13 protein-coding genes and 1 riboswitch are annotated in these 14,759 nt (G+C 48.1%); of the genes, 10 read left to right on the forward strand and 3 right to left on the reverse strand.

Annotated features, from left to right (window positions below; translation table 11 throughout):
* The 4 genes from P22_RS15865 to P22_RS15880 all read left to right on the forward strand — a co-directional run.
* On the forward strand, window positions 1-1,437 hold a 1,437-nt coding region (locus P22_RS15865; RefSeq protein ID WP_054261212.1), incomplete at its 5' end, for an IS1182 family transposase.
* Window positions 1,438-1,707: 270 nt separating this feature from the next.
* Window positions 1,708-2,058, forward strand: a complete 351-nt coding sequence (locus tag P22_RS15870; protein ID WP_172675861.1) for a hypothetical protein — start codon at window positions 1,708-1,710, stop codon at window positions 2,056-2,058.
* Entirely contained in the window at window positions 2,055-2,912 is an 858-nt protein-coding gene (locus tag P22_RS15875) for a GGDEF domain-containing protein (protein ID WP_054261213.1), read from the forward strand. The genes P22_RS15870 and P22_RS15875 overlap by 4 nt, the downstream gene beginning before the upstream one ends.
* 41 nt (window positions 2,913-2,953) lie before the next feature.
* Window positions 2,954-3,036: riboswitch (cyclic di-GMP riboswitch) on the forward strand.
* A 74-nt stretch (window positions 3,037-3,110) separates the two neighbouring features.
* Complete coding sequence (locus P22_RS15880; protein WP_054261214.1) at window positions 3,111-4,001, forward strand: HD-GYP domain-containing protein; 891 nt, start codon at window positions 3,111-3,113, stop codon at window positions 3,999-4,001.
* Window positions 4,002-4,153: 152 nt separating this feature from the next.
* Here P22_RS15880 and P22_RS15885 read toward each other — a convergent pair whose 3' ends face one another.
* From P22_RS15885 to groES, 3 genes are all read right to left on the reverse strand, one after another.
* Window positions 4,154-5,641, reverse strand: a complete 1,488-nt coding sequence (locus tag P22_RS15885; protein WP_216598094.1) for a nicotinate phosphoribosyltransferase — start codon at window positions 5,639-5,641, stop codon at window positions 4,154-4,156.
* A gap of 334 nt (window positions 5,642-5,975) precedes the next feature.
* Entirely contained in the window at window positions 5,976-7,592 is a 1,617-nt protein-coding gene (groL, locus tag P22_RS15890; protein ID WP_054261215.1) for a chaperonin GroEL, read from the reverse strand.
* Window positions 7,593-7,610: 18 nt separating this feature from the next.
* On the reverse strand, window positions 7,611-7,895 hold the full coding sequence (gene groES, locus P22_RS15895; protein WP_072169816.1) for a co-chaperone GroES: 285 nt from the start codon (window positions 7,893-7,895) through the stop codon (window positions 7,611-7,613).
* Between the two features lie 545 nt (window positions 7,896-8,440).
* Here groES and P22_RS15900 point away from each other — a divergent pair.
* The 6 genes from P22_RS15900 to P22_RS15925 all read left to right on the forward strand — a co-directional run bounded on the left by P22_RS15900 (window position 8,441) and on the right by P22_RS15925 (window position 14,686).
* Complete coding sequence (locus P22_RS15900) at window positions 8,441-9,385, forward strand: glycoside hydrolase family 130 protein (protein WP_235814686.1); 945 nt, start codon at window positions 8,441-8,443, stop codon at window positions 9,383-9,385.
* Between the two features lie 44 nt (window positions 9,386-9,429).
* Entirely contained in the window at window positions 9,430-10,437 is a 1,008-nt protein-coding gene (locus P22_RS15905) for a sugar phosphate nucleotidyltransferase (RefSeq protein WP_054261218.1), read from the forward strand.
* 47 nt (window positions 10,438-10,484) lie between these two features.
* Window positions 10,485-11,663 carry a glycosyltransferase family 4 protein gene (locus P22_RS15910; protein WP_054261219.1) on the forward strand — a complete coding sequence of 393 codons (1,179 nt, stop codon included), beginning with the start codon at window positions 10,485-10,487 and terminating at the stop codon, window positions 11,661-11,663.
* Between the two features lie 2 nt (window positions 11,664-11,665).
* Entirely contained in the window at window positions 11,666-12,745 is a 1,080-nt protein-coding gene (locus tag P22_RS15915; protein ID WP_054261220.1) for a hypothetical protein, read from the forward strand.
* Window positions 12,708-14,063 carry a phosphomannomutase/phosphoglucomutase gene (locus tag P22_RS15920; RefSeq protein WP_054261221.1) on the forward strand — a complete coding sequence of 452 codons (1,356 nt, stop codon included), beginning with the start codon at window positions 12,708-12,710 and terminating at the stop codon, window positions 14,061-14,063. Before P22_RS15915 ends, P22_RS15920 begins: the two co-directional genes overlap by 38 nt.
* 71 nt (window positions 14,064-14,134) lie before the next feature.
* Window positions 14,135-14,686: a 50S ribosomal protein L25 gene (locus P22_RS15925; protein WP_054261222.1), complete on the forward strand. Its 552-nt coding sequence runs from the start codon at window positions 14,135-14,137 to the stop codon at window positions 14,684-14,686.
* Window positions 14,687-14,759: the final 73 nt, after the last annotated feature.

A 14,759-nucleotide genomic window follows, 5' to 3' on the forward strand; every position in this document is an offset into this window, starting at 1 on the left:
AGAATCGAGATTTCACCGAAACGTCTATTCAAAATTCTCGTATATGGCTACATGAATGGCATCTATTCCAGCCGCCAACTGGAACAGGCCTGTCGACGAGATGTCAATTTCATGTACCTGCTGGGCCGGGAAAAAGCCCCCGATCATGCCACGATCGCACGGTTTCGCAGCGAGCGGCTGACTGAGGTGGTAGATGACCTATTTACCCAGCTTGTAGGGCACTTGGCCGATGCAGGCGAACTATCGCTGTCAAGCGTATTCATCGATGGAACCAAGCTGGAGGCTAATGCTAACCGCGACAGCTTTGTCTGGAAGAAAGCGACACAAACGAATGAACAAAAGATGCAGGAAAAGATGAAGCTTGAGCTGCCGCCACTGGCGGGCCAGCTCGGGTTGCGTTTTTACGCCGGAGAGAAGATCAAGGCCAAATATCTGAAAAAGCTGCGCAAACGGCTCAAAACGCTACAAGCTCAGCGAAGTATCGTCTTTGCCCGCGGCAAAGGGCAGCGAAAAACGCCGTTGCAGCGGGCGGTGGAAATGGTCGAGGAATATCTGGCCCGACAGAAGAAGTACGACGACTACAACCACAGCTTCGGGGAACGCAACAGCTTTTCTAAGACAGACCGGGACGCAACCTTCCTGCGGATGAAGGAAGACCACATGAAAAACGGTCAGCTTAAACCGGGCTACAACGCAACTTTGGCGGTGGACGCCGAATATGTCGTAGCCGCTAAGATTTCTCAGGAGCGAAGCGACAGCCCAACCCTCATTCCGATCCTCAAGGTGCTCCAAGGACTAGGGTATACCAGGCCCGTAGCCGACGCGGGATTCGAGAGTGAAGAAAACTATGCCTGGTGCGAGGAAAACGGGCAAACCGCGTTTATTAAACCGGCCAATCACGACAAAGCCAAAACGCGCAAGTACAAAAGTGACATCGGTAGGCGGGAAAATATGCCTTACGATGAGAACAGCGACAGCTACCTCTGCTACAAGGGCCACTCCATCCGGGCAACGTATGAAAAGAAGACCCATTCAAAAGCCGGTTGCAACATTGTGACAACGGTCTATACCTGTACTGAATGTGCCGGTTGTCCTTATAAGAGCCAATGCATTAAAGGCAAGAGCAAGACACCGCTCGAAGAGAGAAGCAAGAACTTGTATGTATCGAAAACCTTTCTTAGACAGCGGCAAGAAATGCAGGCGCGCATTCAAAGCGAGGAAGGTATCCTGTTACGTATAAACCGCTCCATTCAAGTGGAGGGAGCCTTCGGGGTACTCAAACAGGACATGGGCTTTCGGAGGTTTCTGCTGCGGGGCAGCGTCAAGGTACAAACCGAGTTTCTTCTGTTGTGCATGGGGTATAACCTAAACAAGCTTCACAACAAAATCCAAAGTGGTCGCTATGGAACGTATTTGCATATTCCCCAAACGGCCTGACAACCACATCCAGACTTTTTCTTAGGGGAAGAGGCTTCCTCTGTTTTGTTGTGCTCGGAAACCGGCGGAGGGTTTCTTTTTTACTTGTTCCCCTATCTATTTTCTGCCTACCCATACAAAAAGAGGGCCGCAAAACGCTTTTTGAAAAAAAGCGTTTTGCGACACCCCCTTTTATGTTTTTTCATAGCTGATTTTGCCAGTTGAGTATTAATAATAGGAAAAATTTGTAGTATTATAAAAGAGATATGATCTAATTGGGGAGGAGAACTTGTGACTAATACCAATGAGAATTCACGTAAGGCAGATATTCAAATGCGGTTGACCGAGTTTGAAATGCCTCCCATGCAGGATGTCCTTATTGTAGGGAAAATGGCTCCCATTGGCCCTGAGGCAGCCAGGCGAATGGTGGACATTTTATCCCCGGATCAATATGAAATCGAAAAAGTGGAGCATGCACTAATTGAAGCAGTGGTCATCCGCAAATCACTTCTTAGCATGATTCGGCGGGACAAACTGGTTGCGCTGATTTTGGAAGAAGCTGAAAAAATCGCTAATGAAAAGATGATTATTAAAGTTCAGATCCAGATTACGCTGGAAGTGCATAAGAGTGTGGAATTATGATTAGAAAGATAGTTGATTTCATGATTACTCCGGAGACCGTCGAGGCAACGGCCGGCCTCCGACAGGTAAAATCTTTATTTTTTGAAAGAGAGCAAGACTGCTTTCCGGTAATTGATGAAGGACAAGTAGTGGGCGTATTGTCTTGGCAAGACACTATGCGGGCGCACCCGAATCGTATTGCGGCCGATGCGATGAGTGGGAATTTTACATATGTAGAACCGGACATGCCTCTCTGGCGTGCTAGGGAACTTATGGAGCAAGATAGATTATCAGCCCTTCTGGTGTGCGAACATGATGTGTTAAAGGGAATTGTAACTCCGACCGTTATAAAGCAAGAATTAGGGAAACATACAGATCTACTTACCGGGCTATATAGGACGGATTATCTTTATTATAACGCGCTGAAACTTATGGCGTCCGGCCAGGAAATATCTATGGTATTTGCTGACATCGATAATTTCGGGGAGATTAACAAGCAATATGGTCACGTTAAAGGTGATCTCATATTGAAAGAATTTGGTGCGCTTCTACAAGCGCATACGCCGCCAGGGGCAATCCTGTGCCGGTATGGCGGCGACGAATTTATCACCCTTATGACATGCTCCCGAGAAGACATTACAACGTTGGCAAATGACTTAAGACAGATTGTGGCCGGGTATCATTTTCCGGATACCATACCGGTGACCATGTCTGTTGGTGTTGCCACCGCAGGCCGGGTAAGTGACCGGTCCCTTTCGCATGGCCGATTATTGGCGTCGTTAATCAACAAGGCCAGCCTTGCATCTACGGCGGCGAAGAAAGACAGTTCCGGACTCAAAACCTTAGAGCAAACAATTGACAGCGAAAGTGCTTGAAGCATTCACCCAAAAGTCTAGTTGCACCTTTACGATGAACAAGATAATACTGGCAAACTTATCGAAAGATAAGGACGCAAAGCCATGGGTCTAAAGATATCTCTACGATCGCCAGGTTGCAACATATTTGTTTATAACCCGGTGTCGATATCCGGGTTTTATTATGTTTACTAGACGAGAAAGGAGATGATCTAAATAATGATTTTTCCTGTAAGTACAAGAAACATTACATCGGGTATGGTACTTGGACGCGATATTATTCTTGACAGCGGAAGAATATTAATCAAAAAAGGTACAATTTTAACTAATGAGCATATAAACTCCTTGATTAACCTGGCTTCCCAAGATATCTATATAATATCTGGGACGGATAAATTGCTTCCAATAGACGAAGATTGCCAAGAAAAGTTCTGTTCAAGACAAAAGATTATTGGCGAACTATTACATGCTTTTGACAAAACTGAGTGCGCGTTAACTCAAATGCCGGTCACACGGATAGTTGGAATCAATAAAGGTAATTCACCATTGATGGAAAGTATAGCTGATACGGCCCATATCATTAACATGGTAAAAAATAGATCTGAGTCTACATACCGCCATTGCGTGAAGGTTGGCGCAATCGCTGCTATAATCGGCAGTTGGCTAGGTTATGACAATGAAGAGGTCGGAAATTTAATGCTTGCTGGGTTGCTACATGACATTGGAAAAGCAATTATTCCGCTAGAGATATTAAATAAGCCAAGTAAATTAAACGGCGAAGAAATGTGCACGATGAGAAGGCATAGTGCGTTTAGCTATAAATATCTATCCGAGATTAAATCAATGCCGAACTCAATTAAAGTTGGAGTCCTGCAACACCATGAGCGGCTGAATGGAAGTGGTTATCCGCTCGGATTAAACACTGAAGATATTCATGACTTCTCGAAAATTATCGCCATCGCGGATATTTACGACGCCATAACATCCGATAGGGTATACCGTCCCCGAATGGCTCATACTGCAGCTCTGAAAATCATACAAGACGAAACCTATGAGGGCAAACTTGACCCTTGGATTGGCAGAGTTTTTCTCGAGAAAGCCACTGGTTGAGTGGAAGTTGTGAGAAGAAAAAGCGATCAATCAAGCGACGAGAGATGAAATTTGCGTAGTTTTATATAAAACTGACTAAAGCCGGAGTCGTTCTCGAGGGCAGGTCAAGGTTTAACTCGTGTTATCTTGATACCAGTGACTGCTTTTGGACACTACTTCCCACGCAGGCCATTAATAAGCTCTTTTTTCAGGCTACAAAGAACATTTGAAAGGTCGACTTTGACGGGATGCGGGTTAACCAGCCTGCGGGATTCGTCCCAGAGAGTTTTCAGTTCACGCGCGGTATATGCCTGAATAGCAGCGAGATTGGTAATCGGGGTGAGCCGTCTACCGCCTTGCATGACAAGGGACAGCATTTCCCGCATTTCATAACTCCCCGCCCTTAAAATCATCTTTTTCCATGGGTGGGTTTCGTCAGCCACTGTCAGGTTTTCTATCTCGCTAAGCGACTCCTGTCTCAGAGTAATTAGTTCAACCTTAATTTTCCCTGCTGCCTTGTCATAAATCCGATAGACGGCTTTTGTCCCCGGATTGGTAACTTTTTCAGGGTTTTCCGAGATCTTCAGTTTTGGGATTTCGTTGCCTGCCTTATCATATTCGGCGGCAAGCTTGTATACCCCGCCGAGGGCTGCACAACCATCGCCGGTAATAAGCTTGGTACCGACGCCCCATTCTGTGATTTTGGCCCCCTGTGTTTTAAGTTCTTGAATGAGCTGCTCGTCAAGGTCATTGGAAGCACTGATAATCGCATTGGTAAACCCTTCGGAGTCCAACATACGCCGGGCTTCGCCAGAAAGGTAGGCGAGATCCCCGCTGTCTAAACGAATTCCGTAACGGGTCAGCTTAATGCCGCGGCTCTTAGCGAGTTGGAACGCTGTTATTGCGTTCGGCACACCCGACGTTAGCGTGTCAAAGGTGTCAACAACCAGTACGGCGTTTTCGGGATAAAGCTCGATAAACCGTTCAAAAGCTTCAAGTTCGCTGGCGAACGACATGACCCAACTGTGGGCCATCGTCCCGACGACCTTTGCGCCGAACATTTTCCCGGCGAGTACGTTGGATGTAGCGTCACACCCGCCGATTATCGCCGCCCGGGCGCCAAACACACCTGCATCCATGCCTTGGGCTCTGCGAAGGCCAAATTCCAGTACAGGGTCGTCCTTGGCGGCCCAACGAACCCGGCTCGCTTTTGTAGCAATAAGGCTTTCATGATTGAGAAAGGTTGAGAGCGCTGTTTCCACCAATTGCGCTTCGATACGACGCGCCTTTACAATAAAGAGCGGTTCACCGGGAAAGGCCACCGACCCTTCCGGCATCGCATAGACATCACCGGTAAATCGAAACGACTGCAGATAGCGCAGAAAATCTTCCTGAAATCCTCCCAGTGTTTTGAGATAGGCGATATCATCGGCGGTAAAAGAGAGGTTTTCCAAATAATCCAGGGCACGATCGACACCGGCAACAATCGTGTATGCACTCCCATAAGGATTTATGCGGTAAAACCTTTCAAACACCGTGATATCGTCGGCTTTACCGGTTTTATAATACCCCTGCATCATCCTGAGCTGATAGAGATCGGTTAAAAGCCCCAGGTTGTTAGATATTGGTCTCACCTCCAGCTCGAAATTTATAACTTCCAAACCACATTTATCAGCTACAGTTTCGGGATGGTTTAGCCTGTTGGTCATTTTCTAAATAAGCAAAGTCCTTTTTACAGTTACGAAAAATTGCGTTTACCACTTCTTGCGAGGATTTTCCACTTGTTCTTTTGGCCCAAATGAGTGTCTGTATAAGCCGGTAAAATCTTATACTTTCTTCTAGGCTTCTCATGGTCATCATACCTCACTGGTCAGAAAATATGAAGTTTTTTGAATACTGCACGCCTTAAAGGCCTTTAGCCATAGCGGCCGGAAAATTACAACAAGCGGGGCAGCAAGCGCCTGCCCCGCAATAAATAATCAAAAATATATTAGTCTACATCATCCCGTCCATTCCGCCGCCAGGCATAGGTGGCGGTTCTTTCTTCGGCTTGTCGGCAACCAAGGTCTCGGTGGTAAGAACCATGGCGGCGATGCTAGCCGCATTTTGCAGGGCGGAGCGAGTTACTTTAACCGGATCGACGATACCGGCGGCAATCATGTCGGTGTACTCTTCCGTCAGAGCATTGAACCCAATTCCTTTGCCGGCTTTTTTGGCGTTTTCAACAATGACCGAACCTTCGAGGCCGGCGTTGTTGGCAATCTGCCGCAGCGGCTCTTCTACGGCGCGTTTTACGATGGCTACGCCGGTCGCTTCGTCACCGGAAGCCTCCACCTTGTCGAGAACAGGCAAAGCATCGATAAAGGCCGTGCCGCCGCCGGGGACAATCCCTTCCTCAACTGCGGCGCGGGTAGCGTTGAGCGCGTCTTCAATACGGAGTTTCTTTTCTTTCAGCTCCACCTCGGTAGCTGCGCCGACACGGATTACGGCTACGCCACCCGCCAGCTTAGCCAAGCGTTCCTGCAGCTTTTCCTTATCGTAGTCGGAGGTGGTTTCTTCGATCTGCGCTTTGATCTGGTTAACACGGCCTTTGATTTTATCAGCGGAACCGGAGCCTTCGACAATCGTGGTTTCTTCCTTGGCCACGCGAACCAACCGGGCCTTGCCAAGGTCGCTGATTTCAACGCTGTCAAGCTTGCGGCCGAGTTCCTCGGTGATCACGTTGCCGCCGGTCAGGATAGCGATATCTTCCAACATGGCTTTGCGGCGATCACCAAATCCGGGGGCTTTTACGGCAACGGCCCGGAAAGTGCCGCGAAGTTTATTGACGACAAGGGTAGCAAGTGCTTCGCCCTCGACATCTTCGGCAATGATGAGCAGTTCTTTGCCTTGTTTGACGACTTTTTCCAGAAGGGGAAGCAAGTCGGCGACCGCACCGATCTTGCGGTCGGTGATAAGGATGTAAGGCTCGTTGAGTACAGCCTCCATCTTGTCGACATCAGTAATCATGTGCGGCGATATGTAGCCGCGGTCAAACTGCATGCCTTCCACGACCTCAAGGTCGGTACCCATCGTCTTGGATTCTTCAACGGTGATAACGCCGTCTTTGCCGACTTTCTCCATAGCTTCGGCGATCAACTTGCCGATTTCCGTATCAGACGCTGAAATCGAAGCAACCTGGGCAATGGCTTCCTGAGTCTCGACTTTTTTGGCGTCTTTCTTAATCTCGTCTACCAACGAATTGACTGCACGCTCAATACCTTTTTTAATGATCATTGGGTTGGCGCCGGCGGCCACATTACGCATTCCTTCGTGAATCATGGCCTGAGCCAGCAAGGTGGCGGTGGTAGTTCCGTCCCCGGCAACGTCATTCGTCTTTGTAGCAACGACTTTAACGAGTTGCGCGCCCATATTTTCGTAGGGATCTTCCAGGTCGATCTCCTTGGCGATGGTTACGCCGTCGTTAGTGATAGTAGGTGCTCCGAATTTTTTGTCCAGCACGACATTGCGCCCTTTGGGGCCCAAAGTAACTTTTACGGTGTTCGCCAGCGCGTTGACGCCTCTTTCCAGGGCCCGGCGTGCTTCTTCGTCAAAAATAATCTGCTTCGCCATATTGCTTTGCCCCCTTATCTATTCAACAATAGCCAGGACATCCCGCTCGCTGAGGATTAAATAGTCCTGTCCATCGATTTTGATTTCGGTACCCCCGTACTTAGAGAAAACAACCTTGTCGCCTTCTTTTACGTCGAGGGGCACGCGCTGACCGTTTTCCAAAAGTTTGCCGGTACCTACCGCGACAATTTTGCCTTCCTGGGGTTTCTCCTTGGCAGTATCGGGAAGGACAATACCACTCTTTGTTTTTTCTTCTCTTTCCAAAGCTTTGACAACAACTCTGTCGCCCAACGGCTTGATCATATGCATAACCTCCTTAGTGTAATTTGTGTTAGCACTCCGGGCTAATGAGTGCTAACACTTTTAATTATAAAAATCTGCCACCGCAAATCAAGAACGAAATCGCTCAAAAAGTTGGATTTAGAGCGGGTTTAGCGAAAAAAATCCACTATTTCTTCAACACGCAGACTGTGGCTAGGGAAAATTCCCTTGCGCTTTTTTGTAATAAGTCATATGAGACAGCACAGCCTTTACTGTTATCGTGGTTGTAGCCGGGTCTGCCAGAACTAGAAAGAGAGTCAATGAGGTATACTGCGTCACGAGTTGAGAAAAACAAATTTTGTTATAAAATTAGTTTTCCGGGTTCTTGACAGGTATATTTTGGGTCGCTAAAATAGAGTTAAAATTACGTTAGCACTCACGTTGCCTGAGTGCTAACACAACCTCCACTGATTTTTTGTGTGATCCATTTACATTCAAAATTGGAAGGGGTTTTTTTATTGACGACGCATTTTCAATCAAGACTACGAAGTGTAAGCAATGACTCTAAGGATAATAGTTATAGGGAATTGTTCAGGCGCCACCCCCAAAATCCTATTTTAACGATAAAAGACTGGCCATATGCTGCGAACACCGTGTTTAACCCGGCGGCAACCAAGTATAATGGAAAGACGTTGCTTCTTGTGCGGGTGGAAGATAGACGAGGCTTTTCCCACTTTACAAAGGCTGTTAGCGAAAACGGGATCGACAACTGGCAAATAGACAGTATGCCCACATTGGAGCCGGACCCGGCAAATCATCCGGAAGAAATTTGGGGGATTGAGGACCCCAGAATTACCTGGCTGGAAGAGCTAAAAAAATGGTCGGTAGCCTATACGGCGTATTCCACGGGCGGTCCGCTGGTTTCGCTTGCGTTGACGGAGGACTTTACGCACTTTGAGCGCTTAGGGCCCATTGTGCCGCCGGACGACAAAGACGCGGCGCTTTTTCCCCGCCGTTTCAACGGTAAATGGTATTTGATTCACCGGCCCATTCCTGGACATTACGGTGCCATTGGCCATATCTGGGTTTCTTGTTCTCCCGACCTAAAGTATTGGGGCGATCATCATATTCTTTTAAAAGCCCGAAACGGAGGCTGGTGGGATTCCCAAAAAATTGGTCTGTCAGCTCAACCGCTCGAGACTTCGGAGGGTTGGCTAATGCTTTACCACGGGGTGCGGCAAACGGCGGCGGGTGCAATTTACAGGCTGGGCTTAGCGCTGCTGGATCTGGAAAATCCATCCCGTGTCCTGAGACGAAGCGACGAGTGGGTCTTTGGTCCGTCGGCACCTTATGAGCGCGAGGGAGATGTTGACGATGTGGTCTTTCCGTGCGGGTGGGTGCTGGACGACGATGGCACTGTAATGATGTACTACGGAGGCGCCGATACGTGCGTTGCGTTGGCAACAGCGTCACTGAGCGACTTGCTCGAATACATAAAGAGCTGTCCTGAATTTGATGCAGAAGGCTTTTAACTGGATAAGGTTTTCGAGGCGTCATTGCAAGGAGGGATTTTAAGTTGAAAGCACTTTTACTGGCTGGAGGGCTGGGGACGCGCCTAAGGCCCCTCACAGACAATATTCCTAAACCGATGGTACCAATTTTGGGGCAACCCCACCTGAAGCGGCTAATCAATTATCTTGCCCTAAGCGGGATTGATGAGGTTGTTGTAACTACGGGTTATCGCGCAAAAGATATAGAACTCGCGTTGGGAGACGGTTCGGATCTAGGTGTCGCGATCCGCTATGTGAATGAAAATACGCCGCTGGGAACTGGGGGTGCCATCAAAAATGCCGAAAAACATTTTGATGGTACTTTCCTTATTTTCAACGCCGACATACTGAGCGAAATCGATGTACAAGCCATGCTAAAACATCATAAACAGCACAATGCGGCTGCAACGATTGCCGTGAAGCAAGTAAATAACCCGTCACAATACGGGGTGATTGAATATGATGCCGATTACAGAATCCGTTCCTTCAAGGAAAAGCCGCCGCCCAGCGAGACTAGCTCAAACTGGATTAACGCCGGCGTTTATGCCTTTGAGCCCGCGATCCTGCGGGAAATTCCGGCCGGTCTGACCGTATCGGTTGAGCGGGAAACCTTTCCGGCGTTACTATCCCAAAACCACAAATTAGTCGCTTACCGGTATGAAGGTTACTGGTTGGATATAGGCACAACGGACAAATACCTTCTTGCCCACCGGGATATACTGGACGGCAAGTGCAGGACTGTCGCCGGACACAGCGGGAGTTATATAAGCCCTACCGCGACCGTTAGCCCCGAAGCTACTGTTGTCGAGCCGGTCTATATTGGCGACAAGGCCATCGTCGATGACAAGGCCGTAATAGGTCCCCATGCGGTTTTAGGTTGCAGCGCTTATGTGGGTTATGGAAGCATGGTCATCGACAGTATTTTGCTGGACGGTGTAAAGGTTGGGCAAAACCTTAAGGTCATAAATTCAGTTGCGGTAAATAACTGCCGCGTTTACGACAATCTAATTAGCGATACATGTTGTGAATTCTGAAAAACTAATAGCTATTTAATAAATAAAACAAAGGAGGCATTGTTTGGATGGGTACCGCCAATCGTATCCGCAACGTAGCCTTTCTGAGCACTTATCCTCCGAGAGAGTGCGGACTGGCTACCTTTACGCAGGACCTGGTACAGGCATTGGACGCTTTTGACGATCTGATCAAGACGAAAGTCATTGCTGTCAGTAACGGGGACTATTATAACGACACGAAGGTAATGACGGTGTTGTCCCAGTATGACAAATGGAGCTACTTGGACCTTGCGAAAAAAATCAATGAGTCAGATATAGACCTGTTGGTAATCGAACACGAATACGGCATTTTCGGCGGATTCTGCGGCGATTACATTCTGGAACTGATTAAGAACCTTCGGGTTCCCTTCATTACCACCCTTCATACGGTGTTGCCAAATCCCACCTTTAAGCAAAAACAGGTACTGACCACATTGGGTGCGGCCAGTGTCAAGGTTGTCACCATGGCCAGAAACACCGTGAAAATTCTCCAAAATGTTTATGGAATTGATAGCGGCAAAATCGAGGTCATCCATCACGGTGTGCCGTTCCGCCTGCTTGAGTCAAGGGATAAGTTAAAGAAGAAGCACGGCTATGCCAATTTAAATATTATTGCCACCTTCGGTCTTATCAGTCCGGGGAAAGGACTGGAATACGGGATCGAAGCGATCGCGCAGGTCGTGAAGGATCACCCCAATACGCTATATCTGATTCTCGGGAAAACACATCCGGGCGTCAAAAGTGAACAAGGGGAAAACTATCGGCAAAAACTGGCTGCCATCACCGGGTGGCTGGGAATCGAAAACCATGTGCGGTTCATTGATAAATACCTTACAAAGGAAGAAATCATCTACTACCTCCGGCTATGCGACATTTATCTCACCCCGTATCTTTCAAAAGACCAGGCGGTCAGCGGCACCCTTGCCTATGCCGTCGGTTCCGGCAGGGTAGTGGTCTCTACTCCGTACTTATACGCGCAGGAGCTATTAGGAGAAGGCCGGGGTCTTCTGGCCGAATTCCGCGATGCCAATTCCATCGCAAAGTGTATCAAGCACGTGTTGGACAACCCCGACAAAAAAAGTGAGATGGAGCGCAGGACGGCGAAGCTGGGCCAAAATATGCTGTGGAACGCAGTGGCCTCCGAATATTTCGAGCTATTTCTTAAACTAACTGGTGACAGCAAAGACACCGGGGCTAAGGTGAGCTGATAATGGGTAATATTTCAGCGCCACCTTTCAATAGCGACCACATTTTTCGGCTGACGGACGATACCGGAATGTTCCAGCACGCAAAATTCAGCGTTCCCGATCCCACTCACGGATATACCACGGATGACAACGCCAGGGCGCTGATCGTGGCGATGCTGTTATGGACGGTATATGAACAGGAAGAATACCTCGATCTAGCCTATAGATATCTCTCTTTTGTTTTGCACGCGCAAACTGAAAACGGGAAGTATCGGAACTTTATGTCTTACGGCCGCCTATTTCTGGAGAAGGAAGGCTCGGAAGACTGCTTTGGCCGGTGCCTCTGGGCACTGGGGTATGTCGTGGCGAACCCCAAGACGCCTGATGGCATGAAGGAAGCTTGCAAAATGCTTCTATCAAAAAGTATGCCTAATGTGCCGAACTTACACTGGCTTAGGGCTAAGGCCTACAGCATTATCGGCCTGAGGTATGTAGCAACTACCCAAGCCTACGACTGTATTCGGGATTTAGCCGGGTCCTTGGCCGACAGCTACAAAAAGCACGCAATAAAAAAATGGCATTGGTTCGAGGATGTTATGACATACAGCAATGCCGTTTTGCCCTGGGCGATGTTTATTGCCGGCAAAGTAGTGAGCAATAGTGAGTGGCTGTCGATAGCCGAAAAAAGCCTGGCGTTTCTGGAAAAGGTAACCTTTTCCGAAGGATATTTCAAACCTGTCGGGTGTCACGGCTGGTACTCGAAAGACGGTATTCCGGCAAAATATGACGAGCAGCCGGTCGAAGCTTGCGAGACAGCGTTGGCTTATCTTGAAGGATATTCCGTTATCCGAAGGATCGATTATTTATCGAAAGCCAAAAAATGCCGGAATTGGTATCTGGGGCAAAATTCCCTGCAAAAAAGCCTGATTGACCCACAGACCGGCGGCTGCTACGACGGAATTACGCCAACCGGCTTAAACCTGAATCAAGGGGCGGAAAGCATTATCTCCTATTGTATGTGCAGCTTAATTATTGATGAGATGAATTATGAAGGGGGAGTGAGTAATGGGTTTAGCCAGTCCGGGAATTTTCCGGCACTATGACATACGAGGAGTATATGGCCATGATTTAACTACTCACGATGCCGAATTGATCGGAAGAGCGTTTGGCACGTTTTTACGCAATAATGGGGAGAAAGCGGCGATTGTCGGACGGGATAACCGAGCTTCTTCTCCGGAGCTTCGCGAACAAATTGTAAAAGGGCTGCGGGAAAGCGGAATTGACGTAATAGATATCGGGGTTGTCGTATCGCCCGTCTTTTATTACTCAACCCATTTATTCGATATATCCGGCGGCGTGATGATTACCGCCAGTCACAACCCTTCGGAATATAACGGGTTTAAAATCCAGTACGACGGCCGGACGCTATATGGCGATGAATTGCTACATTTGAAACGGATTATCGATAAAGGAGAATTTGCCCATGGCGATGGGAGCATTTCTCTGGCCTATCCGGAAGACGACTACATAAGCCATTTAAAAGAGAAGCTTTTACTGGGGGATAAACGGCTAAAAGTCGTTGTTGACTGCGGCAACGGAACCGCCAGCCTCTTCGCGCCCAAGCTTTTTCACGAATTGGGTTGCGACGTGATTCCGCTGTACTGCGAGTCCGACAGCTCCTTTCCCAACCACTTTCCCGACCCGGTCAAGGTTGAAAATCTTCAGCAGCTTCAAAAGAAGGTGCGGGAAAACCGGGCGGACGTCGGACTCGGCTTCGACGGCGACGGGGACAGGCTAGGAGTTGTGGACGAACAGGGAAATATCATCTGGGGCGATATGCTGATGATCCTGTTCTGGCGGGAAATACTGCCCAAATATCCGGGGACCGACGCACTGGTGGAAGTGAAATGTTCGAATCTGTTGTTCGACGAGATAAAACGCCTTGGAGGCAAACCCTTCTTTTACAAAACGGGGCATTCCCTGATTAAGGCCAAAATGAAAGAAATCAAGGCGGTCTTTGCCGGCGAAATGTCGGGGCACATGTTTTTCGCCGACGAATATTACGGCTTCGACGATGCCCTATATGCCGCGGGCCGGCTGCTGAGGATACTCTCGCATAGCGCGGTTCCCTTGAGCCAATTATTGGCCGATGTCCCCAAAACATTTATAACGCCGGAACTGAGGGTGAACTGCTCGGACGAAGATAAGTTCAGGTACGTTGAAAATGCCAAGCGTTATTTTTCAAAAACCGGCCATAAATTTATTGATATTGACGGAGTAAGAGCAATCTTTGAAAAAGGTTGGGGGTTGGTCCGCGCTTCGAATACCGGCCCGGAAGTGATCATGCGCTGCGAAGCGGATTCGGAGCTTGAGTTCACGCGGATTAAAGACGAACTGTTTAAGGCAATAAACTATGTTTAAATATGTTCAAAAATGGCATTATGCTTTTTTCACTCTAAATAGAGACTTTTTGCAGAAGGAGGTAGTTAGTCATGAGTGAATGCATAAGGGCGATCCCCCGGACGGAAAAAGTGAATAAGGTAAGAAAAGACGGATTTGTACCAGGAGTAGTATACGGCGGGAATTTGGCTGGGTCTCAGCCGGTAAAGTTCGAAGAAAAGCGGCTGAAAAAACTGCTGCGACATACCTATGATCCCAGGCTTCAGGTAAAAATTAATAATGAAATTACGCCGTGCGTTATCCAAGAAGTCCAAAGAGACTCGATAACCGGCAAGTTAATCCATATAGCTTTGCAGGTTATAAATGACAAAACCCCCTTGAAAATAAACGTTCCTGTCGTATTCTGCGGTCAAGATGTCCTGCAAAGGAGAAGGCTCGCATTACAGATAACAAGACCGGAAATCATGATCCGGGGAAGACAGGAAGCGCTGCCGGAATACGTGGAAATTGATGTTAGCACCAAGCGGCTAGGAGATAAAATAACGGTTGCCGACGTAACTCTCAAGAGCAACATAAGGGTAATAAATGCCGCAAATGAAATCCTGGCAGTAGTAACCATAGCCAAATTGGGGTTGGCAAGTTAACTTTAAGGGGGATAAATTTACGAGCTTTATCTCAAGGCTCAAGTTTAGCCCCCTTATTCATAATATTTTGGAG

Origin of the sequence: Propionispora sp. 2/2-37 (assembly GCF_001298735.1) — a bacterium.
In the GTDB taxonomy this organism is placed as follows: Bacteria; Bacillota; Negativicutes; order Propionisporales; family Propionisporaceae; genus Propionispora.

Excerpts from the sequence above, each read along its gene's own strand:
- P22_RS15925 (WP_054261222.1), top strand. The coding sequence starts at position 14,135 with ATGAGTGAATGCATAAGGGCGATCCCCCGGACGGAAAAAGTGAATAAG.
- P22_RS15875 (WP_054261213.1), top strand. The coding sequence starts at position 2,055 with ATGATTAGAAAGATAGTTGATTTCATGATTACTCCGGAGACCGTCGAG.
- groL (WP_054261215.1), bottom strand. The coding sequence starts at position 7,592 with ATGGCGAAGCAGATTATTTTTGACGAAGAAGCACGCCGGGCCCTGGAA.
- P22_RS15915 (WP_054261220.1), top strand. The coding sequence starts at position 11,666 with ATGGGTAATATTTCAGCGCCACCTTTCAATAGCGACCACATTTTTCGG.
- P22_RS15880 (WP_054261214.1), top strand. The coding sequence starts at position 3,111 with ATGATTTTTCCTGTAAGTACAAGAAACATTACATCGGGTATGGTACTT.
- groES (WP_072169816.1), bottom strand. The coding sequence starts at position 7,895 with ATGATCAAGCCGTTGGGCGACAGAGTTGTTGTCAAAGCTTTGGAAAGA.
- P22_RS15910 (WP_054261219.1), top strand. The coding sequence starts at position 10,485 with ATGGGTACCGCCAATCGTATCCGCAACGTAGCCTTTCTGAGCACTTAT.
- P22_RS15920 (WP_054261221.1), top strand. The coding sequence starts at position 12,708 with ATGGGTTTAGCCAGTCCGGGAATTTTCCGGCACTATGACATACGAGGA.